This is a genomic window from Pseudarthrobacter sp. efr-133-R2A-89, from assembly GCF_030209315.1.
Classification (GTDB): Bacteria; Actinomycetota; Actinomycetes; order Actinomycetales; family Micrococcaceae; genus Arthrobacter.
In genome coordinates this window covers 234,546-261,119 of sequence record NZ_JARVSE010000005.1, presented here as the reverse complement: position 1 = coordinate 261,119, position 26,574 = coordinate 234,546, and the positions used below count along the sequence as shown (strand labels likewise).

The window sequence follows — 26,574 nt, the reverse complement described above, 5'->3', positions numbered from 1 at the left end:
AAACAACACCGCATCAAACAACCCGACCAATCGTATGACGGCGATTTGTGGTTACCTTTCCGATGGCGGACGCCTGGATCTGATCGGCCACACCGGGAGGCGCTGCCAGGCTCATAATCCTCCCCTGATAACCCTCGACGATGGCGCGGCTGAGTGGGGACCTGGGGTTTGGGCAGGTGTCTGCCACGTTTGTCTAACCCACCCGGTACTTTTCGACGGCCGCGGTGCGAAAGGTCAGACCGTTGCCTGGGGAGTCTGCATCAGGTGCGATCGTGCCGCCGCTGGGGTCCAAGGTCCCGTCAAAGAACATCCCTTCGATCCGGACGTGGTCGTGGAACCACTCCAGATGACGAAAGTTTCCTGTCGCGGCTGCGACGGCAGCGCTCAGGTTCGGCGCACAGTGCCCGGACACCTGAAGTCCATATGCTGCCACCGCAGCGGCTATCCGCAGCCACTGGGTGATGCCGCCGCAGCGTGAGACGTCCAGCTGGACGCAGTCCACGGCCTCGGCTTGACATAACCGCTGGAAGTAAAACAAGTCGGTACCGTATTCCCCCGCGGCGACGTCGGCAGTTATTGCCTCTTTGACGGTCCGCAGTCCGAGCAGGTGATCCGAGGACACGGGCTCTTCAAACCACGCGAGCCGAGATTCCTGAGCCGCTTCGAAAACCCTTATCGCTTGTTTTGCCGTGTAGGCGCCATTGGCGTCGACGAACAGTTCTGCACCGTCCCCGATGATGGTGCGTGCCTCGTGAATGCGCCGCAAATCCCGTGGGATGTCATTTCCGTTGTCCTGACCGATCTTTATTTTCACCCGAGGGATCTGCTGGCCGTGGGCCCAGCCGCCGAGCTGGTCCTCCAGTTGCTGGCGCGAGTAGGTGGTGAACCCGCCGCTGCCATAAATGTTGACCGTGTCGCGCGCCGCTCCCAGGAGGCGGTATAAGGGAAGGCCAAGCAAGCGTGCCTTCAGATCCCATAAGGCACAGTCCACCGCGGAGATGCCGTAGCCGGCGAGCCCGCTCCGGCCGGCATTGCGAACGGCCCCCAGCATCGAAAGGGCAGCGCCTGTGGTGTCCCAGGCAACCCGACCGGAAACAGCCGGTTCGAGCAGTTCTGTGATCAGCTTCGAGCAGGAGGCAGGTGCATACGTCCAGCCGATCCCTTCGCAGTCGCCGGCCCGGGCGCGGACCACAACAACCGTGGTGGAATCCCAGGCGAAAGTGCCGTCTGCCTCCGGGCTGTCGGTGGGAATTGTGTACGTGCCGACGTCCAGACCGATGAGGACCGGATCGGATGTAGTTCGCGTGGCGGCCATGGTCAGCCTTTCTTGTTTGAGAGGTTTCCTGAAATTCTGCTTTGGCTCCACCATGCCGCCGTTAGCACCAACTACTGGAGCCGGAGGCTTCCCCGCAGCTCCTTGGCAACTCTGCAAAGGAGGAAGCATCGGACGTTCGGGTCTCTTTTGCCGTTGTTTGTTCATTTTGCGAGCGGTGGCTGGGCTCATAAGCCGGGGGCTGGACGTGCGGGCCGTGCGGGTTAGGTGGTTTTGCTGGCACCGCCTGCGATCAACCGGTTCGCGGCGCGGGCTGCGACGGCCATGATGGTTAGTGCTGGGTTGGCACTTCCCTGGGTCGGCAATACGCTTCCGTCCGTGATGTAGAGGTTGGGTACGGCGAAGCTGCGGCAATCTGCGTCGACAACGCCGTGCTGTTCGTCGGCGGCCATTCGCGCTCCGCCCACAAGGTGGGCAAAACGTCTAATGGTGATGACTTCCTGGGCGCCTGCAGCCTGCAGGATCTTCTCCATGGCTTCCTGGGCGGCCTGCATCAGTTGGCGGTCATTGTCACATTGGGAGTAGTGGAAATGCGCCACTGGCATTGAATTCCTGTCCTTTTCCGACGCGAGTGTTACTCGGTTGTCGGTCTGGGGCAAGAACTCGCACAGGGCTCCCAGGCAGGCCCAGTGTACGTAGTCGCTCATGTATTCACGCAGTTTCCCTCCCCAATGACCCTGGGCAGCGACGTGTTCTGCCCAGGTGATGGGCAGCGGCGAGACCGTCTGTATGGAGAATCCGCGCTTGTACGGTTTGGATGGGTCGGTTTCGTAGAAGTCCTCGGAGCTGACTTCCGGCGGTGGGGCCTTCCACATCCGTACCTCTGACTCGAACCTACCCGCCGTCTGGGGTGCCCCCTGGACCATCAGGTATCGCCCCACCTGGTCGAAGTCATTGCATAGCCCCTCCGGGAATCGTTTGCAGGCGGAGTTGAGCAGCAGGCGTGGGGTCTCGATGGAATATCCGGCGACGGCGACGATCCGGGCACGTTGGAAGCGGGCCCGTCCGTGCCGGACGTAATGCACCCCGGTGGCCTTGCCCGTTGTGTCGTCTATTTCAATCCTGGTGACCATCGAGTCGGCCCGAACTTCCGCCCCGTGGTGCAGGGCGTCGGGGATATGGGTGATCAGAGGGGAGGCTTTTGCGTTGACCTTGCAGCCCTGAAGGCAGAACCCGCGGTAAATGCAGTGCGGCCGGTTGCCGAAGCGGCCATTGGAGATGGCAACCGGTCCAACTTTGGCCGTAATGCCGGACGCGAGGGCACCCCGCAGGAACAATTCGCCGTTTCCCGATACGGGGTGCGGGCTGTGGGGATATGAGTGTGGGTCGCCCCACGGCCAGTGTTCCCCTGCTACGGGCAGTTCTCCCTCGATGTCTTCGTAGTAGGACTTGAGGTCCCCATACTCCAGCGGCCAGTCGGCGCCCACGCCATCCGTGCTGTAGGTATGAAAGTCGCTGGGATGGAACCTGGGCGTGTAGCCGGCGTAGTGCACCATGGAGCCGCCCACTCCCCTCCCGGAGTTATTCGAACCGAGCGGTACCGGATCGTCCCCGGAAATGATGCGGGGTTCGGTCCAGTACAGATGGTGCGACCCTGCCTCGTCGCTCACCCAGTCGCGTTCCGGGTCCCAAAACGGGCCCGCGTCCAAGGCCACAGCCTTCCAACCTGCTCGGGCTAAGCGCTGCAGCAGGGTCGAGCCGCCCGCACCACAGCCGACGATCGCTACGTCGACCTCTTCCTCGTCGCGAAACTGGGCCATGTCGGTACGCATGGCATGATTTGTTCCAGGCACGGGAGGCAGCAACCACGCAGAGGCGTTGCGATCTTTTACCGAAGCCATCAGCGTTGCCTTCCTGTTCGGGACTTGGCCGTATGTGCTGCAGGATCCTGGGCCGGGCGCGCGTCCGCCACCTCGAAAGGTTCGCGGGCGTTGAGACCGAGATTCTTGTATCCCCGGGGATAGGCGGGCCCGGCGAAACCTATCTCATCCCAGGCCAGGGGGTGCGAGTAGAAGGCCGTGCATGCGTACCGCGTCCACAAGCTCCAGACCCGCGACGCCTGTCGGCCCCGCCACGTTTCCGCTGCCTGGATGTCGGTCAGGAGCAGCGTTTGTTCTTCCCAGGAAAGCTCGACGAATGGCCTTTTCTGGCGTTCACGGGCCTCGGCGTCCAGCTCGGCCAGGGTGCTGCGCCAGGCAGCCGGGTCCGGTTCCATGTCTTCGTAATGCCAGCCGTCAGTCTGTTCCTCCGCCAGCCGGGCATCGACCATGTTCACCACTGGAACCCGGGGCTCGTGGCGCTGGTCAAGCAGCTGATCAAAGAGCGCCCTGGCGGCCGCCTCCTCCGCTACGGTAAAAAACCGCAGGTCTGTGGGCCGTCCCAGGCGGGCCAGCACCACGCCCTGGGTCACCCGGTCCCAATGCGGGGACTGTCGTTGTGCGTCGAAGCCGGGAAAGCGTCCGCCGCCGTCCTTGGGGTCAAGCGGGAGTGCTGTCACTTTTCCCTCCTCAGTACTGCGGCAAGCAAACCCATCCCGCCGACCAGCGTCACCAGAAGCGGTGCCAGTAACGGTGGTCCCATTTCCATGTTGTAGGTCAGGTTGGAGAAACCTCCCGGCTTTTGGGCGATGCCCCGCGCGTGCAGATACGTCCCCTGCAAGCCGTTGGCGACGATCGCCGCGGACGCCAGGGGCAGCGCTGTCTTGGCCATCCTCTTGCTAAAGATTCCGGCGATCCCGGCAGCCGCTCCCACCGGACCGAGGGCGACCGGGAGCCACATGAGTTTGTTGCCGAAGCTTGCCTTGTCGTGTTCAAAATATATTTCCGCAGCCGTAACCAGGGCGCCGACCGCAGTGAGCCCGGAAAGTGAACGCTCAAAGCGTCCGGTTTCCACATTCCGGATAATGCGGTCTATCCCGTGAATGGTTGCCTTTGTTGGAACTGGTGTTTTCATGCCGCTCCCCGTTCTCACGCTGCTTCTCTCTTTATTCCACAAAACTTTCCCTACAACGCAAACCTGGTGCTGATCCCACGTGACCCAATCAGCACCGCATCATCCGCGCCAACGTCGCTCCGGGGCGGGAGAGCCTCTTTTGCGCCGTCCGGCGACCACGAATTCCATGCCTGCGAACAACCCGGCGATCACCGCGTCCAGGGCGGCTGGCCTGCGGCGCCGCCGGTCCGCGATGGCCAGGGCAATCATGCTGACGGAATGCAGTGAGTCCACCACGCCGGCACCCAGATGGAGGGCGGTTGAGGTCGGAACTGCCCCGACGGCTACGGCTTGAATGAGGTGTCTGGCACCCAGAATCCGCATCACTGCCCGGACACGCGAATCCGGTTGCTGGCCTACCGCAACACGGTAAATCGGCGCCGGGAACACCACCTGGCATACGCCAAAGACAGCGCGGGACGCCTCCAGCGCCCTCATCACCGATGCCTCTTTCCCAGCACCATAGGGAAGCACGTCAACAAGCACGCTGCCGCTGCTCCGCTCACCGCGAGAAGGGCACCGTGGTGATGGGATGCCCACAATTGGACGCTTCGGCCTGCTGAGCGGGCATCGAATGCGCCATGGGTGCCGAAGTCCCGCTTTTCGTCGGCCGGTTTCCAGAGGTTGGCTGGCTGTTCGGGGTCGCGCGGTTGCGGCATTTGCTGGGATTTGAATCCTGTCCGGGCAAGGTACCTGTCGAGCAGCCCGGGGGCGACGGCATTGGCCACGAGGGTGCCCATGGTGCTTCCTCCCACCCAGTACTCCCGGCGCTGCGGGTGGGCGGCGGCGTAAAGGACGCCTCGCGCTGCAACTTCGGGCTGGTAGATCGGCGGCACCGGCTGGGCTTTTTTCGGCAGACGGGAAAGCACCCAGCTGAACTGTGGGGTGTTGACAGCCGGCATCTGAACCATCGTTGTCCTGATCGGGATTCGATCGTGCAGCAGTTCGCATCGAAGGGATTCATTGAAGCCCTGGATGGCGTGCTTTGCACCGCAGTAGGCTGACTGGAGCGGGATTCCCCGATAGGCAAGTGCCGAGCCCACCTGGACAATAGTGCCCTGCCCCCGCTTCTTCATCCGATCCAGAGCAATCATTGTTCCGTAGACATACCCGAGATAGCTGACCTCGGTGACGCGCTTGTACTCCTCGGGTTCAATCTCCATAAAGGGCGCGAAGACGGAAGTGAAAGCGACGTTAACCCAGATGTCGATTGGACCGAGTTCCCGCTCAACTTCGGTGGCTGCCGCGTCGAGGGCCTCGTGATCGGAGGTGTCCACCGTGATCGTCAGTGCCCGTCCCCCAGCAGCCTCCACTTCCTTTGCTGCACCAGCCAGCCCTGCTTCTCCCCGTGCCAGCAGAGCGATGGAGGCTCCTTGCTGACCGAAGCCGATCGCCGTAGCCCGACCGATGCCGCCGCTCGCGCCCGTAACGACCACTGTCTTGCCTTTAAAGGTGTTCATGCAATGCTCCTCGTCGTGTCTTGGTTACTTCCCCGAACATGTGGTTGGTGGTGATCGCGGTCAGGAACCCAGGCCTCGCCACGGGGGCGGAGGATCCGCGAGCCGACGCGAGGTTTCGAGCATGGCCGCGTGCACAAAGGCCTGCGGGAAGTTGCCACGAAGTTGGCGCTGCTCGACGTCGTACTCCTCCGTGAAGAGGCCGGGGGAACCACAGGCGGCCCGGTTTCTTTCGAACCAGCGGATCGCTTCGGTGGTCTCTCCGCTCTGATGCAGGGCCATGGCCATGTCAAAACCACAGAGCAGGAAAGCGCCCTCGGACTTGGCCAGGGCCCGTCCATCCTGGCGGAAGCGGTACAAGTACCTGTCCCGGGCCAAGTTGTCCTGCACTGTTTTAAGGGTGGCCACGGACCGGGGGTCATCCGGCGGAAGGGCACCACGGATCACCGGAAGAAGCAGGGAGGCGTCCACGCGGTCATCATCCGGTGCGCGTTGCCACCGCCCGCTGGGGTGCAGGCAGTCGCTGGCCACGTCCGTGATCAACCTGTCAGCCTGTGAGGTCCACTTCGCACCCTGTTGCGATGGGGCGTTGCGCCCAATGGCCCGCAGACCGGCAGCACAAATGAGGCGGGAGTGGGCCCACCGGCGGTTGTCCAGTTCCCACATGCCCGCATCGGGTTCCTGCCACCGCCCCATAATGGCATCTGCGCAAATCTCTGCCGCCTTCCAGTGCTCTAGGTTCAGCCGGTCGTTCTCGGCGGCGGCGGCGAACAGCAGCAGCGACTCCCCGAAGGCGTCCAACTGAAACTGCTTATTGACCCAGTTCCCGGCCCGGCCCGCGCCACCGGGGTATCCTGGCAGCCCAACGTCCCATTCATCCGGGACCTGGCCGCCCTCGGTGGTGTAAGCCGGCCGCATGTCCGGTCCGTCCGCGAGCAGTCTGGAGGCAACAAAACCCACCGCGTCGTCCAGCAGCGGAAACATCTTGCAGGCCGCGACTGCCTGGCCGACATAGCACTGGTCCCGGATCCACGCATAGCGGTAGTCGTAATTCCTCTTCTGCTCCGCCCGCTCCGGCAAGCCCATGGTGGACGCCGCCACCATGGCTCCCCCCACCCCTGTCATTCCGCGGAGAACAGCATATGACTGCCGGCAGTCATCGGCGGATATTGTGTTATCGAACCGCGGGACCACCGAATGCCAGGCATTCTCTGTGGCACTCCAAGTAGGGCCCGGTTCCGCCGGCTCTCCGGGCAATTGCTGGTCGGAGATTTCAAGCACCAGATCGTGGTATTCGCCTTCCGCCAGGTCAAAAACAGCTTCAAGACCGTCGTTCGCGGCCTTGGCCCCCGCCGCACCTACCAGACGTACCCTCAGGTTCCCCGAACGCCCGGTCCAGACACCGCCTTGACAGGAAAGTCTGGTCATTTTGTGCTTGCCGAAGTTCGCCCGTGCGTCCAGAATCATCCGAACGGACGCGGGGCCCAGGGCAGCAGAAATCCGCCGGAGCAGTACGGCACGGGCAGGATCACCTGGATATGCCAGCGCTTCGCGGCACTCTATAATCCCTGTCCCGGTTACCCACCTGCTCACCCAAATCAGGGTGCCGTCCTCGTACTGTCCGCCCCACACATACCGGGAATCAGTCGGACTTACAGCGAAAGTCCCAGGCCCACCCAGCAGGCCCGAGAAGGTGGCATCATCATGCCAGCGTGGGGCACACATCCACACCACATCTCCGCGGGGACCTATCAACGCCGCCCGGGCACCGTCAGCAACCATCGCATACTCGCGTAAGACATGCGGGGGGAAGTCGGTTGACGCGTCAGCCATACGAACGAGCATAGAGACAATAGTTGCTGGACCGCAATAGATATCCCGAAACCCTGGCTGCTGGAATACTCCGATCTCCTGCGTTCAGTCGCAGCTCTTCTTGCGATTCTTTTACCTTCAGCAGTCAGACAGGGTCCGGTACCACCAATATCGCCGAAAGGGTCAGAAGCATCCTTTTCATTGCGCAACCGCAATGGTATGTTGTAGGCAATTACATGTGGGTTTCCTGTTACCGTCCCGGCAGGAACCTGGAAGAGTCAGAATCGGGAAATGCGCTGCACTGCAGGCGGACCTACCCGTCGGGAACGCCCCAGCAATGCTCACTTTCCATTGATCAGACGTCAAGAGGGAAAGACAAGATTACAGGGAGGTGCTGGCGATGGCTGGGTTTGTAGGCGAGATGCGCCGGAGCGGCAACGGCTTGCTGTTGCGTGCCTCGGTTATCGCGGCGGTAGGTGGTTTGCTGTTCGGTTACGACACCGGCGTAATTTCCGGTGCGCTGCTGTTCATCAAGAGTGATCTGAATGCGAGTGCGACCGCCCAGGAATGGATCGTGTCCTCCCTGTTGCTTGGTGCGATGCTTGGTGCCCTGATCTCGGGGTATCTCGCGGACAAAATCAGCCGGAAATGGACGAAGGTCATTTCCGGTTCCATTTATGTCGTCGGCGCTTTGGGATGTGCCCTTTCGATGAGCGTTCCCATGCTGATCGGCTTCAGGTTCCTGCTGGGGGTATCAGTTGGCACAGCCTCCTTTGTGGCCCCGTTATACATTTCCGAGGTAAGTCCGCCACGCGTCCGGGGCGGGCTGGTGTCCTTTAACCAACTCGCGGTCACCGCCGGAATCCTGCTGGCCTATATAGTGAACTTCCTGTTCCAGGGCTTCACTAACAATTGGCGCTGGATGCTCGGCTTCGGTGTCATCCCCGGCGCGGTCCTGGCCATCGGTATGCTGACCGTCCCACACACCCCTCGCTGGCTCGTGCAGCAGGGCCGCAGCGGGGAGGCGCACAAGGTGCTGGAGCGTTTGCGCGAGGGCGTTAAGGGCGCGCAGGTGGAACAGGAAATCCAAGACATAAAAGAGGCCAACGACGCTGAATCCGCCGCGAAGGTCCGGGACCTGCTTAGGCGCGAAATACGTCCGCTGCTGTGGATCGGTTTAGGTTTGGCCGTTTTCCAGCAGTTCGTGGGTATCAACACGGTTATCTACTACGCCCCGACAATCCTCTCCGACACCGGCCTGACCAAGAGCACCTCCATCACTCAGACCCTGTTCGTCGGGCTGACCAACCTGATATTCACTGTAATCGCAGTACTTCTGATCGACCGGCTGGGCCGCCGCAAACTGCTGCTCACCGGGACAGTGGGGCTTACGCTGTCCTTGGTATTGCTTGCCGTCTACTTCAGCTCCGGCGCCCTCCAACAGCACGCAAGCTATCTTGCGCTGGTGGGTCTGCTGCTTTACATCGCTTCTTTCGCGATTGGCCTGGGCCCGGTCTTTTGGTTGATGATCTCCGAGATTTACCCTACGGGGATCCGCAGCAAGGCCATGTCCGTGGCCACTCTCGTGAATTGGGGCGCCAACTTCCTGGTTGCCGCCACGTTCCTGAGCCTGGGACAGATTATCACCCGCCAGGGCACGTTCTACCTCTATGCCGGCCTTGGCATCCTGGCGTTCCTGTTCTTCCTGAAGAAGGTCCCCGAGACGAAAGACCGTTCTCTTGAGAACATCCAGTCCGACCTGCTCGCGAAGAACACCAGCAGAGACTAGCCCCCGCTCCCTCGACAGCGTTTGCCGGGACTTGTGTTGTTTTATGGCGGACTCGCCCCTGTTTTCCCCCACCAGCCGATGCCGAAATAGCAGCAGAAAGAGGACGGAAATGGATCACTTGTTCGACCCCCGGGGTAGCCAGAGATCCTCGGCACACGAACGGTTGTATGCCACTATCGAGTTCATCTACACTGTGGTCGATTTCTCCGCTGCGGGCCTTTTCATTATCGGAAGCGTCCTGTTCTTTTCTCCCGAAGCAACGACCCCGGCGCTATGGAGCTTCCTCATCGGATCCACCTGTTTCGCCCTTAAGCCGACGCTGCGCCTCATCCGGCAATTCCGCTACCTCAAGCTGGACAAGATCGACACACTGGCCCAAAAAGAAAAAAGCCACGGGTGAAGGGCCATCTCGTGCTGGCGTCACCACCGCTTTTTTGTGCAGCGTCTCAAGCTGGACACCTACTGCGCCTCCCCGGGCCCGGGCCACCTGACACCGCGTATTTTTCGGAGCAACCAGTTCGCTAGAAGCGCCACACCGCCAGCCACAGCAATAACCATGGAAAGTCCGCCCCAACCTGGCGGGCTGCCGGATGAACGGAACGCCGCCTCGGTTCGGGCACGCTGTGCTTGATCCGCCACAGATTCCAACGCTACCGGGGTTGGGAGTTTCCCGAGCCACTGGCGGTCCCTCGTGTGCCGGCTAATTTCGCTGGAAGGGGCGCCGGGGCCACGCCCCCTTAGAAGTGCGGCGCGCAGGTGAGCGAGTTCTTGTTGGACGGTGTCGGTGCCGTAACGGGCCATACCCACCAGTCTGAGCCGAGTCGTTCTTTTCCGCCAGTAGAGCGGAGGCGGCCAAGTGCCACACGTTTATTTGTCGCGGCGAGGCGTCCAATCGTCATCGCCGGGTAATGAGGAGGACGTATGCCTGAGTTTTTTCCCGTGTGGGTGGTGGTAACCCATTTTCTGAACCTTGCCCTGATGCTGATGCTCTTCCGGTCCGGCATAGAGGTACTCTCAGCCTTCCCGAAGTTGTACTGGCATGATGACTGCCCGCCAGGACGTCAATGGCTCCGGTTGTCGAAGAAGAATTTCGGGGCCGACTCGCGTAAACCATGGTCGTCTCTTGACGAGGAGGAGTCCTGGTCTCCGGTGGTTGCCCTTCCGGGCAGAAAAAACCTCGGCCTGGGCCGCCACTGGCACTTCATGACCGTCCAGTTCTGGATACTCACTGGCATCGTGTATGTCGTCACCATGTTTGTTACGGGCTATTGGCAGTACATTGTTCCCACCCATTGGTCGATCATCCCCGATTCGCTGAAGGCAGTCGGCACCTATCTGCAATTCGAGTTGCCGGCCAAGATCCCCGGCGAACCCTTCGAACCGGCACAAAAACTGGCCTACTTCGTAGTGATCTTCCTGATGGCACCGCTACAGATTCTGACCGGCGCAGCTATGTCACCTTCAGTGCTTGCCCGCTTCCCCCGCTACGGGAAGCTGTTCGGCGGGAAACAAGGAGCGCGCAGCCTGCACTTCCTGATCATGTGTGCGTTCGCGGCGTTCACCGTCGTACACGTGTTTTTGGTCATCATCCATGGCCTTCCGCAGGAATTCGCTGCCATCGTTCTCGGGAATCCCAACGGGGACCGCCGGCTTGCCACGGGCATCGGCCTGGCAGGGCTCCTGGCGATCGCAATTTTCCATGTGGTTATCACCTGGTTCTCCCTGCGTTACCGTCGCCGTACCCAACGGCTTCTGGGCCGGTTGGTGAATCCATTTGAGCGGGTCATATCCCGGGCCAGCATTTCGCGTCAGCGTTTCTCCCGAAGCGATATTTCTCCCTTTTTCCGTGTCAACGGTTACCCGCCGCCCAGCAAAGCCTACGAGCAGATGGCAGCGAACGGCTTCCGTGACTACCGCCTGACCGTCGGCGGCCTCGTTGCAGAACCAATGACGTTCTCGCTGCCGGAATTGCGTGAGCTCGGCGAACAACGGCAGATCACCAAGCACAACTGCATCCAGGGCTGGACCGCCATTGCCGAATGGGCAGGAATTCCGCTGTCCGACATCATGCGACAGGTGCAACCCCAGCCCGACGCCAAGCACGTGGTTTTCTACGGCATGGACGACAAAGGCTTGACCGAAGGAGACGGGCGGTACGGTTTCTACTACACATCCATCCCGATCTACCTCGCGTGGCAGCCTCAAGCCCTCCTGGCCCTGGAAATGAACGGCGCACCACTGCCCATCGAACACGGAGCACCACTGCGCCTCAGGCTTGAGACCCAACTCGGATACAAAATGATCAAATGGGTCCAGGGCATCGAATTCGTCACCGACGTCAAGGACATCGGAATGGGCATGGGCGGCTGGCGCGAAGACCAACAGTTTTACGCCAACGCCGCAGGGATCTGACACGATCAGCGAAGCATGCTGTCCCGCACCTGTATCCCAGACCGCCCGGAACCCTCTTTCACCGGGCAACGAGGACGCCCTCAAATGGATCTTTCCCCCAACACCGATACTTCGTATCGTAGATGTCTTCCGCCGATCAAGGCATGAGGTAGGCGTGGACTGGACCACGACGATTCCGGACCATGTCTTACATGGCGCAGCGCTCAACCACTATGGGACAGTGCCGACGTCCTCGTCAATAGCGCCGGCATCATGCTCCTCGGCCCATTCAGCCCTGAGCAGCACCAGGACTACAGGGCCATGATCGAGGCCAACCTCCTCGGCGCCATCACCGCCACCGAGGTCTTCCTCGAGCAGCTCAGGGACGGCAGTGCCGGAGATTTGATCAATATCTCCTCTGTCGCCGGCCGCACGGCCCGCGCCGGGAACGGCGTCTACGCCGCCTCCAAGTGGGGCATGAACGGATGGTCGGAGTCCCTGCGCCAGGAGCTCCTGCCCGGCGTCCGCGTCACCCTCATCGAGCCCGGCGGTGGCGACACGGAATTGCCGACCCACATCACACACGTGGCCACCCGCGAGACCGTCCAGAAAGGCTACGACCAGGCCACCGTCAAGCCCGAAGAGGTTGCCGAGATCATCGCCTTCGTCCTCGCCCGGCCCCGGCACCTGGCGATCAACGAGGTCCTGCGCCGCCCCGCCGACCAACTCGGCTGAGCACAGTAAAAAATCGCACAGAAATCCTGCCATATTGAGCACGACTCTGGGGCGAGGTTCTCCTCATCCTCGAGGCATCCACCACCAGCTCACTTAAAGGTGGAGCCCCGGCGGCCCCGTGAGGAGCAGGTGGTGTGCCCCTGCGGCAGCCACTTCCAACGCCTGGCGCGCCTCGGCCTGGCCGGCAACATCGGCCATGTCCGGACACGGGCCGGCCGCCGGGTGTCCATCGTCAACATCGTCGGCGTCGTCCGGTTCGAAGTCCAGGGCGAGCTCCTGCGGATCCGCCCCGAAGTCCAGGGCCAGCCGGGCCAGCGTGCGGTAGCCGCGGACACTTGCGCCGGGCACTAGCGAAGCCTCGGCAAGGTTTGCCTGCGCCACGACGACGTCCGGATAGCCGGCTTGTACCGCGGCCATCACGGCAGGCAGGATTCCCCGGACCGGCCGCAACCGTCCGTCGAGGCCGAGCTCGGCAATGAAGACGGTACGTCCGGTGGCTTTGACGTCGTTCGATGCCCTCAGCACGGCCATGGTGACCGCGAGGTCGAAACCCGAACCACGTTTAGGCAGCGACGCCGGAATGAGGTTGGCGGTGATCTTCCGGCGGCTGAGCGGGATGCCGGAGTTCTTCGCGGCGGAACGGATCCTTTCCTTGGCCTCGTTGAGGGCCGCGTCCGGAAGCCCGAGAATGACGAATGCCGGCAGCGTCTGGCCGATGTCGGCCTCGACTTCGACCACGTAGCCGTTCAGGCCTACCAGGGCGATCGAGTAAGTCCGCCCCAGGGCCATCACCCCACCCCCTTGAGGTGTTCCACTACAGGGTGGCCGCCGCCGTCGTCCACCACGGCGACAACGTCCACGCGGCGCAGGGGCATCCGCAATTCCCGGTCGCGGCACCAGGCGGCGCCGAGCCGGTGCAGGCGTGCCAGCTTCTCCGGCCCCACAGCTTCAAAGGGATGGCCAAAGTCCAGGGAGCGGCGTGTCTTTACTTCAGCGATGACCAGCGCGTCACCGTCAAGGGCCACGATGTCGATCTCGCCCTCGGCGCACCGCCAGTTTCGCTCCACCACCAGCATGCCCAGCGTTTCCAGATACCCGGTGGCGAGGTCTTCCCCGCGCCGGCCCAGCAGGTCCTTCGATTTCATGTCTACCTCCGGAACCAGCTTGGAGGTCAACCGCCGCGGGGCACAGAAAGGCCCTGCCGTATGTGGACAGGGCCTGCCTGTGGAGGGAAAGTCGGAGCGCTACTAGTTGCCCAGGTCCACGTCCTTGGGCAGGGCCAGCTCCTCGTTGCGCGGCAGTTCCTCGACGTTGACGTCCTTGAAGGTCAGGACCCTGACGCTCTTGACGAAGCGGGCCGAGCGGTAAACGTCCCAGACCCAGGCGTCCTGGAGGGTCAGGTCGAAGTAGACCTCGCCGTCGGCGCTGCGGGCCTGCAGGTCCACGTGGTTGGCGAGGTAGAAACGCCGCTCGGTCTCGACAACGTAGGTGAACAGGCCGACGACGTCGCGGTATTCACGGTAGAGCTGAAGCTCCATGTCGGTTTCATAGTTCTCAAGATCCTCGGCACTCATGCTTCCATCTTGCACCATGTCCGGCGGCGCCGGCGCCGGCGGCAGGACTCAGGCTTGGTCCTGCGCTTCTTGGTCGGGGGATTCGATGCCCTGCAGCTCGCCGCCGAGCAGCCGCCAACTGACCCGGTGGTAGGGAGTGGGTCCGGCTGCGCGCAGGACGTCACGGTGGGCTGCGGTGGCGTAACCCTTGTTGATGTCCCAGCCGTAATCCGGGTACTCGAGGTGCAGTTCGCGCATGATCCGGTCACGCTCAACTTTGGCGATGACGCTCGCTGCGGCCACACTCAGGCACTGCATGTCCGCTTTGACCTTGGTGTGGACGGGCGCTTCACAAGCGGCTTCCACCACCGGCTGGTCGAACAAGGAAAGCTGCTCTGCCGGGGAGAGCCAGTTGTGGCTTCCGTCCAGCAGCACCGCTTCCGGAATGACTCCGGCGCCCAGGACGGCCCCCCAGGCACGGGTTCCTGCCAGCCGCAGGGCTGCAATGATGCCGAGCGAATCGATCTCGGCGGCGGTCGCATGGCCAACCGCCGAAGCAACGCTCCAGCGCCGCACCAACGGTTCCAGCCGCTCGCGCTCGGCCGGGCTGAGGAGCTTGCTGTCACGCACGCCCGCCAGCGGCTTTTGGCGCTCCAGGTCCACGACGGCGATTCCCACGCTGACCGGTCCGGCAAGCGCACCGCGGCCCACCTCGTCAACACCGGCCAGGAGCCGCACGCCTTGGGCCTTGAAGGTACGCTCGTGCCGCAAAGTGGGCGCCTTGGTCCCGCGCGCCGGCTTGGCTCCCACGCTTCTGCGCGGTGTTGCTGCGGGGACGGTGCGGGTGGCAGAGGGCATGGTCAGCGGGCCGCCGGGACGTTGCGGAACACGTCCGGGTAGTTGTCCAGGGTCTTGATCCGGTTCAGCGGCCACGCGATGACCGCTGCCTTGCCCTCAAGGTCCTTGAGGTCGATGAAGCCGCCGTCATTGTCCATGTGTGAGCGGGAATCCGCCGAATGGTTGCGGTTATCGCCCATCACCCACACTTTGCCCTCCGGAACGGTAACGTCAAAGTTTCGGACCTGCGGGACTTCGGCGGGGTTGATGTAGGTCTCGTCCACGGCGGTTCCGTTGATGGTCAGTTTACCGCCGGCGTCGCAGCACACCACGTGGTCGCCGGGCAGCCCGATGACCCGCTTAACCAGGTGCTGGTCCGTATTGTCGGGCAGAAGCCCGACAAACGTCAGGCCGTCCTGGACCCAGGTGAACGGCCCCTGGGTTTTTGCTGCTGTGGGCGGCAGCCAGCCCTTGGTGTCGCGGAACACCACCACGTCCCCGCGGCTGAGCGCAAACGGCTCAGGGACCAGGAGGTTGACGAAGATCCGGTCGTCCACATCGAGGGTGTTCACCATGGACTCGGACGGGATGAAGAACGCCCGGAAGAGGAACGTCTTGATAAGGAAGGACAGCACAACGGCGATGACCACGACGGTGGCAATCTCCTTGAGCCACCCGAGCAATGGGTTGCCCGCGGCCTTTCCGGCCGCTTTGGAGCCGGAGCCGCCCTTCCGGTGGGAGGGAGCGTCGACATCGGCACTGTCGCCTGACTCTGCGGGGGTTGGAACGGCCTGGTTCCCTGCGGCGCCGTCATGGCGCGGCTCAGGATTCCGCGCTGGGTTCTCGGGCATTTACCGTCCGTTCTGTGTTGTCGGCCCCACCACTGGCGGCCGTGCTACTGGAGCAAATCTATCAAGGGGCCACAGGATCTGGACCGGCCGGCCGATCACGCGCTCCAGCGGGACCATGCCGCCACCCGGTGCTCCCAGCAGGCTGCGCGAATCGGCGGACACCGACCGGTGGTCCCCCATCAGCCACAGCCTGCCCTCGGGGACCACCGAGTTGAACTTCTGCGTGCTGGGGACCTCCCCGGGAAAGATGTACGGCTCATCCAGCGGCACCCCGTTCACGGTGACTTTGCCGCCCGCGTCACAGCAGACCACGGTATCGCCCGGGAGGCCTATGACCCGCTTGACGTAGGTGGTGTCGCTCCCGGTAAGGCCCAGCCACTGGGTGATGCCGGCAGCCGCGTCCATCAGCGGACCCTTGCCGCTGTTCAGGGGCGCGAACGTACCGCGTCCGTCAAAGACGACGATGTCCCCGCGCCTGATGGGGTCTGACTGGAAATCCGTGCGCGAGACCAGGATCCGGTCGCCGCCTTGGAGCAGCGGCTCCATGGACTCCGAGGGAATGTAGTAGACATCGACCCAGAAGGAGCGCACCACGCCGCTGATGGTGACGGCAAGGACCAGGGCCAGGAACACAAAACGCCAGCCCATGGTGCGGGGCTGGCGTTTTGTCTGGTGCATGGTCCGTATCCTGGCGCTGGTGGATTGCTCCGGCGCTGGCCGGCTACGGCCGCGTCCCAGCCGAGTGGCAAGTCCGAAAGGAACTTACTTGCCGGTGGCGAAGTCGCGCTTTTCCTTGATCTTCGCAGCCTTACCGCGCAGTGCGCGCATGTAGTAAAGCTTGGCGCGACGGACGTCACCCTTGGTAACGACCTCGATCTTTTCGATGATCGGGGAGTGCACCGGGAAGGTACGCTCCACGCCGACACCGAAGGAAACCTTGCGGACGGTGAAGGTTTCGCGGACGCCATCGCCCTGGCGGCCCAGGACGAAACCCTGGAACACCTGGACACGGGAGTTCTTGCCTTCGATGATGTTCACGTGGACCTTGAGGGTGTCGCCCGCGCGGAATTCGGGAACATCGTTGCGCAGCGAAGCTGCATCGAGGGAATCGAGAATATGCATGATTGCACTCCTGGTGAACGCCACAGGTCATTCACTTTGGGTCACGGCAGGCAGGTCCGGCCGCCGAAAAGCGGGCCGGATTGTTGCCGCCGAAGTAAAGTGGTCCGGCCGCTTCAATGGTTGACGGGGCCGGTTGTCCGGCTGTTGGCCGCGCTACCCCCTGTGGCAGGTGCGGACCCAGCAGACACAAAGACCAATTTTGCCACAGCGGAGGGGTTACGCCAATTCGGGGCCGGCGCGGGAGCTATTCCTGCCCCGCCGGCGCGGTATCCGGGCGGCGGGCCAACCTTCCGGCAACGACGTCGTATCCCAGGTTGTGCAGTTCGGTGCGGTCGGCACGCGGAAGATTGCCGGCGTCGAACGCCTCCAGGAGGTCCGGCCGGCGTTCGGCCGTCCTGCGGTATTGCTCGTGCCGGCGCCACTGCGCGATTTTGCCGTGGTTTCCGCTGAGCAGGACCGCGGGGACCTCGCGGTCCCGCCACACGGACGGCTTGGTGTAGACCGGATATTCCAGCAGGCCGTCGGAGTGGGACTCCTCCACCAAGGACTCAGGGTTGCCCACCACACCAGGCAGCAGCCTGCCGATGGCCTCCACCATGGCCAGGACTGCGACTTCCCCGCCGTTGAGCACGTAGTCGCCAAGGCTTACGGGGCGGACGGTGAAGTGCTCCTGCGCCCACTCGATGACGCGCTCGTCGATACCTTCGTAGCGGCCGCAGGCGAAAGCAAGGTGCTCTTCCTCGGCCAGTTCATAGGCCAGGGCCTGCGTGAACCTCTCGCCGGCGGGAGAGGGAACGATCAGGACAGGTTTGCGCTGCGGATCGGGACGGCCGGCGGCCACCGCTGCGAGGGCCTGCGCCCACGGTTCGGGCTTCATGACCATCCCCGCACCTCCGCCGTAGGGAGTGTCGTCCACGGAACGGTGCTTGTCCGTGGTGAAGCTGCGGAGGTCGTGGACATGCAGGTCCAGGATCCCGTCCTGGCGGGCCTTGCCGATCAGCGAGAGCTCCAGCGGGGCAAGGTATTCGGGGAAGATGCTGACGACGTCGATTCGCATCTAATCCCGGCCTTCGGGTTCCGGGGATGCGGCGTCGCCGGCGTTCAGTTCGAAGAGGCCGTCCGGTGGGGTGAGCAGGACGAAGCCCTCCTCAAGGTTGACCTCGGGCACGATCTGCTCCACGAAGGGAACCAAGATCTCTTCGCCGGCCGGGGTGGTCACGGTCAGCAGGTCCTGGACGGGCATGGTGGCCAGGGCAGTCACCTTTCCCACCACCTGTGAGCCGACCCGCGCCTGGAGGCCGACGAGTTCGTGCTCGTACCAGCCTTCGTCGTCATCCTCGTCGAGTTCTTCCGTTTCGATGAACAGCTTCGCGCCGCGGAGGGTTTCGGCCTGGTTGCGGTCCTTCACTTCCGCGAAGCCCAGCAGCAGGATGTCCTTGTTCCAGCGCGCACTGTCCACCGTCAAGGGGCCGGACGCGGCAGGTTCAACGACGAACTCCGTGCCGGGGACAAACCTGTCCTCGGGGGCATCGGTCAGCACCTGGACCGTGACTTCCCCGCGAATGCCGTGCGGCTTGCCGATCCGCGCCACCTGAAGCTGCATCTGTTCCTCTGTTCCGGGTTGTGGTTGGTGTGGGGTGAAAGCACTGTGTTGATCAAAGCAGTCCGGCCCCTCCACCAGGTGGTGGAGGGGCCGGACCAAAACTGAAAGTTGCCGAGCGCTCAGCGGCGGCGGTCGGTATCGACGACGTCGACCCTGACCGGTTCGCCGCCGGCCAGTGCTGCCACCACGGTGCGCAGTGCGCGTGCGGTGCGGCCCTGGCGGCCAATCACCCGTCCGAGGTCATCCTGGTGAACCCGCACCTCGAGGGTGTCCCCGCGGCGGTTGTTCTTCGAACTGACCTTGACGTCGTCCGGGGAATCAACGATTCCACGGACCAGGTGCTCCAGCGCTTCTGCCAGCAATCTACTCAGCCTCGGTGGTCTCAGCTTCGGCGTCGGCCGGGGCCTCGGCAGCGTCAGACTTGGAGGCCTTCTTGGTGATGGCTTCCGGGATGATGACCGAGCCCTTCTCGGGAGCTACGAAAGCGTCCTTCGCGACCTTGGTCTTGAGGGTGCCTTCCTGGCCCGGGAGGCCCTTGAACTTCTGCCAGTCACCGGTGATCTTCAGGATGGCGGCAACCTGCTCGGACGGCTGGGCGCCGACGGACAGCCAGTACTGGGCACGCTCGGAGTTGACCTCGATGAACGAGGGCTCTTCGGTGGGGTGGTACTTGCCGATCTCCTCGATGGCGCGGCCGTCACGCTTGGTGCGTGAGTCCGCGACGACGATGCGGTAGTACGGGGCGCGCATCTTGCCGAAGCGCTTAAGGCGAATCTTTACGGCCACTTTTGTGGTCACTCCTGTTTCAGAAAAGGGGTGAACCCGGCGTTCTGCACCCGTGGGGCGGGCCGTACTTGCGGGTTCGAAGGACAGGATCCGGACGCGGAGAGAGGGGCCACGCAGATCGAGTACCTGTTTATTGTGCCAGATCAGCGAACTTATTTCGACTCGGCGTTGACGCGCTTCGCGCCGGCGCCGGCCGCGGGATCCGCCCTGCGGCGCCGGTCAGGCGGACCAGACGTACAGCCCGGTCCGCTCGGCGTCGTCCAGCCCGGCCGCGAGCCTGGCGAGCTGCTCCACGTAGGTCCGGGCCTGGGCCGCGCCGAAGGGCACGTCGTCCTGGGCGGCCCACTGCCCGGCGACGTCTTCGAGGACGTTGCCCTCGCCCTCGGTCTCGTAGGACAGGAGGTCGGCCAGAGCACGGACCATGGCAGGCGGAACTGCGAGGAGGGAGTCGCTGGCGACGTCCACCATGGTCAGCTCATAGTCGGCACCACCGGCGTGGACAGCAGTCCCGGCGAGGTCGCCGAGCTGTTCGATTTCGAAGTCGCTGACTCCCTCGATCCGCACGGCATGGCTGTCAGGACCGACGTTTGCCGCGGGAGCGCTCCCTGCGTCAAGGAGGCCGGCGCGTTTGAGCGCGGCGTCATGGGTGGCAACAAAGATCTCGGTGAAGCCCATGGCTGTTTGCCCTTCTTCCGTTGGCGGAACTGCGCGCCGGGCACTGCCTGCGTCCCGGCCGTACGGAATCAGCCTAGTAGCTGGGCACCGGCAGGCGCACGCGCCGGGCCGGGGCCGCAGATGGCAGTTCGCGGCACTGGCCCGCCTCCGCCGGCAGCGCAGCTCAGCGGACGGCCACCCGCAGCCGGTTGCGCCATGGATCCTCGAACCGGAGTTCGGCACCGGTGTGGTGCGCGGTCACTCCGGCGACCTTGAGGCGGTCAGCCAAGGCGCCGACGTCGTCCCCTGACGGAACTTCGATGAGGACTTCGCCCAGCCCAAGCGTGTCCTTGCGGGGGCCGGCCCCGCGGCTGTTCCAGACGTTCATGGCCATGTGGTGGTGGTACCGCCCGGCGGAAACGAACAAGGCCTGCCCGTGCCAGCCCGCCGTCTTTTCGAAACCGAGGGTGCCCACGTAGAAGTCGCGCGCCGTCTGGACATCTCCCACCTGGAGGTGGACGTGCCCCACGCCTGCGGCCGTCACGCGCTGGCCTTCGAGCGATTCCTCGGTGAGGTGCTGCTCCAGGTAGCGCTGCGGGGGAAGGGCAAGGCTGTCCATGACCACGTCCGTCCCGTTCCAGGACCAGTTGCTGCGCGGCCGGTCCCAATACAGTTCGATGCCGTTGCCTTCCGGATCGGTGAAGTAGAAGGCTTCGCTGACCAGGTGGTCGGCGCTGCCGGTGAAGGACATCGGCTCGTATTGGGCCGCGGTGGCGATGGTGGCGGCGAGGGAGGCCTGGTCTTCAAACAGCAGCGCGGTGTGGAAGAGTCCGGCCTCTCCCCTGCCGGGCAGGTTCAGCCCGGGGGCCGGAGCCAGGTGGACCAGGGGGCGGCCAAGGCGGCCAAGGTACAGTCCGCCGTCCTGCTCGGCCACCACCTCCAGGCCCAGTGCGCGCTGGTAGTAGTCGGTCATGACCTTCATGTCCCCCACCTTGAGCATCACCGTGCCCATGGCGAGGTCGGCAGGAAGCAGGTCCTGGCTGTTGGCTGATGCGGTCATTGGAGGCTCCTTGGATTGGCGGCCGTCCCGATGGCGGCCTGTCACTTCTTAAAATTACTTGAAGCTTCAATTTATTCCAAGTCCCGGGCGCACTTTTGGTCAGCGGATAATGCTGCCGCCGATCACGACGTGTTCCAACCTGCCGATGGTCTCCGGGACCGCCCGTGGATCCTCACGGCACACGATCACATCGGCGCGTGCGCCTTCTTCCAGGCCGTCCGCTCCGAGCCAACGGCGGGCCGCCCAGCACGCTGCATCCAGTGCGGCAGTCATCGGCAGGCCCGCACCGTGCAGGGCGAGGATTTCGTCCGCGATGCGGCCGTGCCCGATGACGCTGCCGGCGTCTGTTCCGGCGAAGATGCGCACCCCCGCGGCATGGGCCTCGGCCACGCGCTCCAGCCTCCGCTCCCAGAGGGACCGCATGTGGGCTGCGTACCGTGGAAACTTCGGCTCCGCTTGGGCGGCAATGTCCGGGAAGGTGGCGATGTTGATCAGGGTGGGCACGATCGGCACGCCCTGCCCGGCGAACCGGGGCAGGTGCCGTGGCAGCAGCCCGGTGGCGTGCTCGATGCAGTCGATGCCGGCGTCGAGCATCTGGTCCAGGGTGTCTTCGGCGAAGCAGTGGGCTGTCACCCGGGCACCTTCGTCGTGTGCAGCCTGGACCGCGTCGCGGACGACGGCGGCCGGAAAGGACGGCGCCAGGTCACCGGCGCCGCGGTCGATCCAGTCCCCCACCAGTTTGACCCAGCCGTCCCCGTCCCGGGCCTGCTTGCGCACGGCCTCTACCAGGTCCTCGGGTTCGACCTCATGGGCAAAGCCGCGCAGGTAGCGCCGGGTCCGGGCTATGTGCCGGCCTGCGCGGATCAGCACCGGGAAGTCCTTGCCGCCCTGCATCCAGCGGGTATCGGCCGGCGAGCCCGCATCGCGGACCAGGAGGGTTCCGGAATTGAGGTCCGCAAGCGCCTGTTCCTGCGCCACGGCGGCCTCCACCGGACCGGCCGGCCCCAGCCCGATATGGCAATGGGCGTCCACGAAGCCCGGCAGTACCCAGCCGTCAAGTACCCGGTCGGGTGGCTGTGCGGGCCGGCGGAAAGTGAGCGTGCCGCCAACGGACCAGAGTCCCTGCCGCACCCTGTCCGGTGCAGTCAGGACGGGACCGCGAAAGTGAATGATTCCTGCCATCCGGGCATCCTTTCGTTGCCCGGTCAGGCTAGCACCATCGATTGTTACAGCGGGCTTCGGGAGGGCTGTGGTAGCTTCGTTGCTGACCACACGGGTGCCCCTGCAGGGGCTGAGATCGGGCTGACGCAGCCTGCGACCGTTGAACCTGTCCGGGTAATGCCGGCGAAGGAAGTGAGTATTCCCTTGAGTACGCAAAACACCCAGTTGAACCCTGCCCTGGTGCCATCCGGTTCCGATGCGGCCAACGGTCCCGGCACCGGGTCCAGTGCCGAATCCCACGTCCAGGCAACGCAGTCGCTGAAGTCGCATTCACTGGCTTACATCGACGACGCCGGTTCCGGCATCCGGGTCCCGGTCACCGAAATTGCCCTGGAGCCATCCCCCAACGGGCAGCCGAACGCACCTTTCCGCACGTACCGGACCGCCGGACCGGGAAGCGACCCCGTCCGCGGCCTGGAGCCCTTCCGGGCCGAATGGATCGTGGCGCGCGGGGACACCGAGGCCTACACCGGCAGGGAACGCAACCTGCTCGACGACGGCCGCTCGGCCGTGCGCCGTGGCGCCGCCTCCGCGGAGTGGAAGGGCGCCCGGCCCGTGCCCCGCCGCGCCGTCGACGGCCGTACCGTGACGCAGATGCACTACGCCCGGCAAGGCACCATCACGCAGGAAATGCGTTTCGTGGCGCTCCGGGAGAACTGCGACGTGGAACTGGTCAGGAGCGAGGTAGCCGCCGGGCGCGCCATCATCCCGAACAACATCAACCACCCTGAGTCCGAGCCCATGATCATCGGCAAGGCCTTCCTGGTGAAAATCAACGCAAACATCGGTAATTCTGCCGTGACGAGCTCCATCGCCGAGGAAGTGGACAAGCTGCAGTGGGCCACCCAATGGGGTGCCGACACGGTGATGGACCTGTCCACGGGGGACGACATCCACACCACCCGGGAATGGATCATCCGCAACTCCCCTGTCCCGATCGGAACGGTTCCGATCTACCAGGCACTGGAAAAGGTCAACGGCGAGGCCAACGCGCTGACCTGGGAAATCTTCCGGGACACCGTCATTGAGCAGTGCGAGCAAGGTGTGGACTACATGACCATCCACGCCGGCGTCCTGCTGCGGTACGTCCCGCTCACGGCCAACCGGGTGACGGGCATCGTCTCACGCGGTGGCTCCATCATGGCCGGCTGGTGCCTGGCCCACCACCAGGAGAACTTCCTGTACACCCATTTTGACGAACTTTGCGAAATCTTCGCGAAGTACGATGTCGCGTTCTCCCTGGGTGACGGGTTGCGGCCCGGCTCCACGGCGGACGCCAACGACGCGGCGCAGTTCGCTGAGCTGGATACGCTGGCCGAGCTGACGCAGCGTGCCTGGGAGTACGACGTCCAGGTGATGGTCGAAGGCCCCGGCCACGTGCCATTCCACCTGGTCCGGGAAAACGTGGAGCGGCAGCAGGAGCTGTGCAAGGGTGCGCCGTTCTACACCCTCGGTCCGCTGGTGACCGATGTGGCGCCCGGCTATGACCACATCACCTCGGCAATCGGGGCCACCGAAATCGCACGGTACGGCACCGCCATGCTCTGCTACGTCACGCCCAAGGAACACCTGGGCCTGCCCAACAAAGACGACGTGAAGACCGGCGTCATCACGTACAAGATTGCGGCCCATGCAGCGGACCTGGCCAAGGGCCACCCGGGGGCGCGGGAGCGGGACGATGCGTTGTCCAAGGCACGGTTCGAATTCCGCTGGCGCGACCAGTTCGCGCTGTCGCTGGACCCGGTGACGGCGGAATCCTTCCACGATGAGACGTTGCCGGCCGAACCCGCCAAGACAGCGCACTTCTGCTCAATGTGCGGACCCAAGTTCTGCTCGATGCGGATCAGCCAGGACATCAGGAATGAATACGGCTCGGCTGAGGCGCAGGCGGCGCTCACCGAGGCGGCGTCGGGGATGCGGGCGAAGAGCCAGGAGTTCCTGGCTGCCGGCGGCAAGGTCTACCTTCCGGAGTTGCAGGTGCCTGCCGGCGGCTAGGAGGCGCGGGCCGGCTGGCTGCGGCTGACCTCGCTGATGAACTGGCGGATGGTCCGGTCGCCTTCCACCGAGTCGTGGGGCCGGTGCCCGCCCGCGGCTACGCGGTGCAGGGCGCCGGTCTCCCGCAGGTAACCGGCAATTTCCTCGTACAGCGGCTCCCACCCCCCGGTCAGGACCAGGGTGGGGACGCCGGGAACAATATGCAGGGGTGCTTCCCACGACGGGACCTGGAGCCGCAGCCGACGCGCGGACCGTTTCTCCTCCGTGGTGGCAGGTTGCTGCAGGTCCGTGGCATAGACCCGCCGGACGAACTCCCGTTGGAAGTCCTCGTCACTGAGCTGGTGGCGGACCTCGAGGAGCGGCTTCATCAGGCTGATGTGTGCCGCCGTGGCCGGCAGCTCCGCGGTCAGGGAGAGGCACGCCGGTTCCACCAGGGTCAGTGAGTAGACGAGGTCGGGGCGTTCGACGGCCGCCATCATGGCAGGAATGGCTCCCTGGGAGTGCGCCACCACGTGTCCGCCGGCGGCGCCGCGGCCATCATCGGCCAGGGACCGCAGCACAATGGCAGTGTCCTCGGCAAATGATGATTCAACCGGCTCCGCGACGGCGTCATAGCCCTGCCGGCGAAGGAACAGGGCGTCGAAGGACAGCGCCATGCCGTGCTGGCGGGGCCACGCGGCGGCGCCGAAAGCACCGGCGCCGTGCACGAAAACTACCCGCTGCTTGAACATGACCCAACCCTATTCCACGGCACCGACATCCGTGGGGAACTGCTACTTGCCCAGGAACTTGTCGAAGCCCTTGGGGAGGTTCAACTGCGACGGATCGAAGTCGCCGCCCTGCTGCCCGAACGCGGCACCGGTGGGCAGCGCCTTGCCTGCATTGGCGCGCCGGGCCTCGGCATCCTTGCGTTCCTGCGCAGCCTTGGCCGGGTTGCCGGACTTCGCCTTCTTCTTGGGCGCGTTCTTGGCGTTCTTCCGCGCACCCCCACCGGCACCGGGCATACCCGGCATCCCGGGCATTCCCGGCATGCCGCCCTGGGCCATCTTCTTCATCATCTTCTGGGCCTGCGCAAAGCGTTCCAGCAGGCCGTTGACCTCGGAGACGTGGACGCCGGAGCCGCGGGCGATGCGCGCCCGGCGGGATCCGTTGATGATCTTCGGGGCGAGGCGCTCGTGCGGTGTCATGGACCGGACAATTGCCTCGACGCGGTCGATTTCGCGCTCGTCGAACTGCTCCAGCTGCTGCCGGATGTTCTGCGCGCCCGGCATCATCATGAGCATCTTCTTCATGGAGCCCATGTTGCGGATCTGCTGCATTTGGGCGAGGAAGTCCTCGAGTGTGAAGTCTTCCTGGTCGGCGAACTTCTTCGCCATCCGGGCTGCTTCGTCCTTGTCCCAGGACTTCTCGGCCTGCTCGATGAGGGTGAGGATGTCGCCCATGTCCAGGATGCGCGAGGCCATCCGGTCCGGGTGGAAGAGTTCGAAGTCGTCCAGGCCTTCGCCGGTGGAGGCGAACATGACCGGTTTCCCGGTCACCGAGGCGACCGACAGTGCGGCACCGCCGCGGGCATCGCCGTCGAGCTTGGACAGCACGATGCCGGTGAAGTTGACGCCCTCATCGAAGGCGAGGGCCGTGTTGACCGCGTCCTGGCCGATCATGGAGTCGATCACGAAGAGGACTTCGTTCGGGACGATGGCGCGGCGGATCTGGCGGGCCTGCTCCATCATGTCCGCGTCGACGCCCAGGCGGCCGGCGGTGTCCACGATCACGACGTCGTGCAGGGTGCGCTTGGCTTCCTCGACGCCGGCACGGGCGACGGCGACCGGGTCGCCGGCAGGGTGGTCCAGCTCTGTGGACGTGGCGCCGGGGTGCGGGGCGAAGACGGGGACGTTGGCGCGCTGGCCCACCACCTGGAGCTGGGTGACGGCGTTGGGGCGCTGGAGGTCGCAGGCCACCAGCATGGGGCTGTGGCCCTGGGCCTTCAGCCACTTGGAGAGCTTTCCGGCCAGGGTGGTCTTGCCTGCACCCTGGAGGCCGGCCAGCATGATGATGGTGGGTCCGCTCTTGGCCAGCCGGATCCTGCGGGTTTCGCCGCCAAGGATCTCCACGAGTTCCTCGTTGACGATCTTGACGATCTGCTGGCTGGGATTCAGGGCGGCCGAGACCTCGGCGCCGAGCGCACGCTCGCGGACCTTCCCGGTGAACTCGCGGACCACCGGAACGGCGACGTCTGCGTCCAGCAGGGCACGGCGGATCTCGCGGACCGTGGCATCGACATCGGCCTCGGTGAGGCGGCCCTTGCCGCGGAGATTTTTGAAGGTTGCTGTCAACCGGTCAGAGAGTGAATTGAACACGCGCCGTGAACTTCTTTCAAGAGATGA

General features: G+C 64.1%; 27 protein-coding genes, 1 pseudogene and 1 riboswitch. Of the genes and pseudogenes, 5 read left to right on the top strand and 23 right to left on the bottom strand.

Going from position 1 to position 26,574, the window contains the following annotated elements:
• Positions 1-193: 193 nt before the first annotated feature.
• From QRM95_RS10400 to QRM95_RS21160, 7 genes are all read right to left on the bottom strand, one after another.
• A complete protein-coding gene (locus QRM95_RS10400) occupies positions 194-1,315 on the bottom strand; it encodes an enolase C-terminal domain-like protein (RefSeq protein WP_285247671.1) in 1,122 nt (373 codons plus the stop codon).
• Between the two features lie 221 nt (positions 1,316-1,536).
• Positions 1,537-3,174 carry a GMC family oxidoreductase gene (locus QRM95_RS10395; RefSeq protein WP_285247670.1) on the bottom strand — a complete coding sequence of 546 codons (1,638 nt, stop codon included), beginning with the start codon at positions 3,172-3,174 and terminating at the stop codon, positions 1,537-1,539.
• Positions 3,174-3,830 carry a gluconate 2-dehydrogenase subunit 3 family protein gene (locus QRM95_RS10390; protein ID WP_285247669.1) on the bottom strand — a complete coding sequence of 219 codons (657 nt, stop codon included), beginning with the start codon at positions 3,828-3,830 and terminating at the stop codon, positions 3,174-3,176. Before QRM95_RS10390 ends, QRM95_RS10395 begins: the two co-directional genes overlap by 1 nt.
• Positions 3,827-4,285 (bottom strand): hypothetical protein, encoded by a 459-nt coding sequence (locus QRM95_RS10385; RefSeq protein ID WP_285247668.1) that lies wholly within the window; start codon positions 4,283-4,285, stop codon positions 3,827-3,829. The genes QRM95_RS10390 and QRM95_RS10385 overlap by 4 nt, the downstream gene beginning before the upstream one ends.
• Positions 4,286-4,384: 99 nt before the next feature.
• Entirely contained in the window at positions 4,385-4,762 is a 378-nt protein-coding gene (locus tag QRM95_RS10380) for a hypothetical protein (RefSeq protein WP_285247667.1), read from the bottom strand.
• Positions 4,762-5,784 (bottom strand): SDR family oxidoreductase, encoded by a 1,023-nt coding sequence (locus QRM95_RS10375; RefSeq protein ID WP_285247666.1) that lies wholly within the window; start codon positions 5,782-5,784, stop codon positions 4,762-4,764. Before QRM95_RS10375 ends, QRM95_RS10380 begins: the two co-directional genes overlap by 1 nt.
• A 60-nt stretch (positions 5,785-5,844) precedes the next feature.
• The gene (locus QRM95_RS21160) at positions 5,845-7,563 is read right to left on the bottom strand and encodes a glycoside hydrolase family 15 protein (protein WP_502934958.1); all 1,719 of its coding nucleotides are present in this window, start codon (positions 7,561-7,563) and stop codon (positions 5,845-5,847) included.
• A 430-nt stretch (positions 7,564-7,993) separates the two neighbouring features.
• Here QRM95_RS21160 and QRM95_RS10365 point away from each other — a divergent pair, with 430 nt between their 5' ends.
• From QRM95_RS10365 to QRM95_RS10350, 4 genes are all read left to right on the top strand, one after another.
• Positions 7,994-9,382 carry a sugar porter family MFS transporter gene (locus QRM95_RS10365; protein WP_285247664.1) on the top strand — a complete coding sequence of 463 codons (1,389 nt, stop codon included), beginning with the start codon at positions 7,994-7,996 and terminating at the stop codon, positions 9,380-9,382.
• A gap of 109 nt (positions 9,383-9,491) precedes the next feature.
• Complete coding sequence (locus QRM95_RS10360; RefSeq protein ID WP_285247663.1) at positions 9,492-9,782, top strand: YrhK family protein; 291 nt, start codon at positions 9,492-9,494, stop codon at positions 9,780-9,782.
• Between the two features lie 521 nt (positions 9,783-10,303).
• Positions 10,304-11,794 carry a molybdopterin-dependent oxidoreductase gene (locus tag QRM95_RS10355; protein ID WP_285247662.1) on the top strand — a complete coding sequence of 497 codons (1,491 nt, stop codon included), beginning with the start codon at positions 10,304-10,306 and terminating at the stop codon, positions 11,792-11,794.
• A gap of 159 nt (positions 11,795-11,953) precedes the next feature.
• On the top strand, positions 11,954-12,508 hold the full coding sequence (locus QRM95_RS10350; protein ID WP_285247759.1) for an SDR family oxidoreductase: 555 nt from the start codon (positions 11,954-11,956) through the stop codon (positions 12,506-12,508).
• 105 nt (positions 12,509-12,613) lie between these two features.
• Here QRM95_RS10350 and QRM95_RS10345 read toward each other — a convergent pair.
• The 14 genes and pseudogenes from QRM95_RS10345 to QRM95_RS10280 all read right to left on the bottom strand — a co-directional run.
• Positions 12,614-13,297 (bottom strand): annotated as a pseudogene (locus QRM95_RS10345) (magnesium chelatase domain-containing protein); the annotation flags it as partial.
• A complete protein-coding gene (locus QRM95_RS10340; protein WP_285247661.1) occupies positions 13,297-13,653 on the bottom strand; it encodes a YraN family protein in 357 nt (118 codons plus the stop codon). The pseudogene QRM95_RS10345 and the gene QRM95_RS10340, both read right to left, overlap by 1 nt.
• Before the next feature lie 102 nt (positions 13,654-13,755).
• On the bottom strand, positions 13,756-14,082 hold the full coding sequence (locus tag QRM95_RS10335) for a DUF2469 domain-containing protein (protein WP_018759992.1): 327 nt from the start codon (positions 14,080-14,082) through the stop codon (positions 13,756-13,758).
• A 48-nt stretch (positions 14,083-14,130) separates the two neighbouring features.
• Positions 14,131-14,919 carry a ribonuclease HII gene (rnhB, locus tag QRM95_RS10330; protein ID WP_285247660.1) on the bottom strand — a complete coding sequence of 263 codons (789 nt, stop codon included), beginning with the start codon at positions 14,917-14,919 and terminating at the stop codon, positions 14,131-14,133.
• A 2-nt stretch (positions 14,920-14,921) separates the two neighbouring features.
• Positions 14,922-15,749 (bottom strand): signal peptidase I, encoded by an 828-nt coding sequence (lepB, locus tag QRM95_RS10325; RefSeq protein WP_285247659.1) that lies wholly within the window; start codon positions 15,747-15,749, stop codon positions 14,922-14,924.
• Complete coding sequence (gene lepB / locus QRM95_RS10320; RefSeq protein ID WP_285247658.1) at positions 15,750-16,427, bottom strand: signal peptidase I; 678 nt, start codon at positions 16,425-16,427, stop codon at positions 15,750-15,752.
• An 84-nt stretch (positions 16,428-16,511) separates the two neighbouring features.
• Complete coding sequence (rplS, locus tag QRM95_RS10315) at positions 16,512-16,871, bottom strand: 50S ribosomal protein L19 (RefSeq protein WP_018759996.1); 360 nt, start codon at positions 16,869-16,871, stop codon at positions 16,512-16,514.
• A 244-nt stretch (positions 16,872-17,115) separates the two neighbouring features.
• Complete coding sequence (trmD, locus tag QRM95_RS10310; protein ID WP_285247657.1) at positions 17,116-17,928, bottom strand: tRNA (guanosine(37)-N1)-methyltransferase TrmD; 813 nt, start codon at positions 17,926-17,928, stop codon at positions 17,116-17,118.
• A complete protein-coding gene (gene rimM / locus QRM95_RS10305) occupies positions 17,929-18,474 on the bottom strand; it encodes a ribosome maturation factor RimM (protein ID WP_285247656.1) in 546 nt (181 codons plus the stop codon).
• Between the two features lie 119 nt (positions 18,475-18,593).
• A complete protein-coding gene (locus tag QRM95_RS10300) occupies positions 18,594-18,836 on the bottom strand; it encodes an RNA-binding protein (protein ID WP_018759999.1) in 243 nt (80 codons plus the stop codon).
• A 1-nt stretch (position 18,837) separates the two neighbouring features.
• Positions 18,838-19,260 (bottom strand): 30S ribosomal protein S16, encoded by a 423-nt coding sequence (rpsP, locus tag QRM95_RS10295; RefSeq protein ID WP_018760000.1) that lies wholly within the window; start codon positions 19,258-19,260, stop codon positions 18,838-18,840.
• Between the two features lie 219 nt (positions 19,261-19,479).
• On the bottom strand, positions 19,480-19,935 hold the full coding sequence (locus QRM95_RS10290) for a hypothetical protein (protein WP_285247655.1): 456 nt from the start codon (positions 19,933-19,935) through the stop codon (positions 19,480-19,482).
• Between the two features lie 163 nt (positions 19,936-20,098).
• Positions 20,099-20,974, bottom strand: coding sequence for a VOC family protein (locus tag QRM95_RS10285; RefSeq protein WP_133830845.1), 876 nt, complete (start codon positions 20,972-20,974; stop codon positions 20,099-20,101).
• Between the two features lie 99 nt (positions 20,975-21,073).
• Positions 21,074-22,156 (bottom strand): amidohydrolase family protein, encoded by a 1,083-nt coding sequence (locus QRM95_RS10280; protein ID WP_285247654.1) that lies wholly within the window; start codon positions 22,154-22,156, stop codon positions 21,074-21,076.
• Positions 22,157-22,236: 80 nt separating this feature from the next.
• Positions 22,237-22,344: riboswitch (TPP riboswitch) on the top strand.
• On the opposite strand from QRM95_RS10280, the gene thiC reads away from it, so the two are divergent.
• Entirely contained in the window at positions 22,340-24,190 is a 1,851-nt protein-coding gene (gene thiC, locus QRM95_RS10275) for a phosphomethylpyrimidine synthase ThiC (protein WP_285247653.1), read from the top strand. (Overlaps the previous riboswitch by 5 nt.)
• On the opposite strand, the gene QRM95_RS10270 is transcribed toward thiC, so the two are convergent.
• Together QRM95_RS10270 and ffh are read right to left on the bottom strand one after the other, a co-directional pair.
• Positions 24,187-24,921, bottom strand: coding sequence for an alpha/beta hydrolase (locus tag QRM95_RS10270; RefSeq protein ID WP_285247652.1), 735 nt, complete (start codon positions 24,919-24,921; stop codon positions 24,187-24,189). The genes thiC and QRM95_RS10270 overlap by 4 nt on opposite strands.
• A 42-nt stretch (positions 24,922-24,963) precedes the next feature.
• Positions 24,964-26,547 (bottom strand): signal recognition particle protein, encoded by a 1,584-nt coding sequence (ffh, locus tag QRM95_RS10265; RefSeq protein WP_285247651.1) that lies wholly within the window; start codon positions 26,545-26,547, stop codon positions 24,964-24,966.
• Positions 26,548-26,574 lie beyond the last annotated feature (27 nt).

What these genes read in the sequence shown, in the direction of transcription:
- QRM95_RS10395 (WP_285247670.1), bottom strand. Translation starts at nt 3,174, where the DNA reads ATGGCTTCGGTAAAAGATCGCAACGCCTCTGCGTGGTTGCTGCCTCCC.
- QRM95_RS10290 (WP_285247655.1), bottom strand. Translation starts at nt 19,935, where the DNA reads ATGGGCTTCACCGAGATCTTTGTTGCCACCCATGACGCCGCGCTCAAA.
- QRM95_RS10380 (WP_285247667.1), bottom strand. Translation starts at nt 4,762, where the DNA reads ATGAGGGCGCTGGAGGCGTCCCGCGCTGTCTTTGGCGTATGCCAGGTG.
- QRM95_RS10335 (WP_018759992.1), bottom strand. Translation starts at nt 14,082, where the DNA reads ATGAGTGCCGAGGATCTTGAGAACTATGAAACCGACATGGAGCTTCAG.
- QRM95_RS10355 (WP_285247662.1), top strand. Translation starts at nt 10,304, where the DNA reads ATGCCTGAGTTTTTTCCCGTGTGGGTGGTGGTAACCCATTTTCTGAAC.
- QRM95_RS10375 (WP_285247666.1), bottom strand. Translation starts at nt 5,784, where the DNA reads ATGAACACCTTTAAAGGCAAGACAGTGGTCGTTACGGGCGCGAGCGGC.
- QRM95_RS21160 (WP_502934958.1), bottom strand. Translation starts at nt 7,563, where the DNA reads ATGGTTGCTGACGGTGCCCGGGCGGCGTTGATAGGTCCCCGCGGAGAT.
- QRM95_RS10280 (WP_285247654.1), bottom strand. Translation starts at nt 22,156, where the DNA reads ATGGCAGGAATCATTCACTTTCGCGGTCCCGTCCTGACTGCACCGGAC.
- QRM95_RS10340 (WP_285247661.1), bottom strand. Translation starts at nt 13,653, where the DNA reads ATGAAATCGAAGGACCTGCTGGGCCGGCGCGGGGAAGACCTCGCCACC.
- QRM95_RS10360 (WP_285247663.1), top strand. Translation starts at nt 9,492, where the DNA reads ATGGATCACTTGTTCGACCCCCGGGGTAGCCAGAGATCCTCGGCACAC.
- QRM95_RS10285 (WP_133830845.1), bottom strand. Translation starts at nt 20,974, where the DNA reads ATGACCGCATCAGCCAACAGCCAGGACCTGCTTCCTGCCGACCTCGCC.
- QRM95_RS10385 (WP_285247668.1), bottom strand. Translation starts at nt 4,285, where the DNA reads ATGAAAACACCAGTTCCAACAAAGGCAACCATTCACGGGATAGACCGC.
- lepB (WP_285247659.1), bottom strand. Translation starts at nt 15,749, where the DNA reads ATGCCCGAGAACCCAGCGCGGAATCCTGAGCCGCGCCATGACGGCGCC.
- QRM95_RS10270 (WP_285247652.1), bottom strand. Translation starts at nt 24,921, where the DNA reads ATGTTCAAGCAGCGGGTAGTTTTCGTGCACGGCGCCGGTGCTTTCGGC.
- rnhB (WP_285247660.1), bottom strand. Translation starts at nt 14,919, where the DNA reads ATGCCCTCTGCCACCCGCACCGTCCCCGCAGCAACACCGCGCAGAAGC.
- rimM (WP_285247656.1), bottom strand. Translation starts at nt 18,474, where the DNA reads ATGCAGCTTCAGGTGGCGCGGATCGGCAAGCCGCACGGCATTCGCGGG.
- QRM95_RS10400 (WP_285247671.1), bottom strand. Translation starts at nt 1,315, where the DNA reads ATGGCCGCCACGCGAACTACATCCGATCCGGTCCTCATCGGTCTGGAC.
- lepB (WP_285247658.1), bottom strand. Translation starts at nt 16,427, where the DNA reads ATGCACCAGACAAAACGCCAGCCCCGCACCATGGGCTGGCGTTTTGTG.
- trmD (WP_285247657.1), bottom strand. Translation starts at nt 17,928, where the DNA reads ATGCGAATCGACGTCGTCAGCATCTTCCCCGAATACCTTGCCCCGCTG.
- rplS (WP_018759996.1), bottom strand. Translation starts at nt 16,871, where the DNA reads ATGCATATTCTCGATTCCCTCGATGCAGCTTCGCTGCGCAACGATGTT.
- QRM95_RS10365 (WP_285247664.1), top strand. Translation starts at nt 7,994, where the DNA reads ATGGCTGGGTTTGTAGGCGAGATGCGCCGGAGCGGCAACGGCTTGCTG.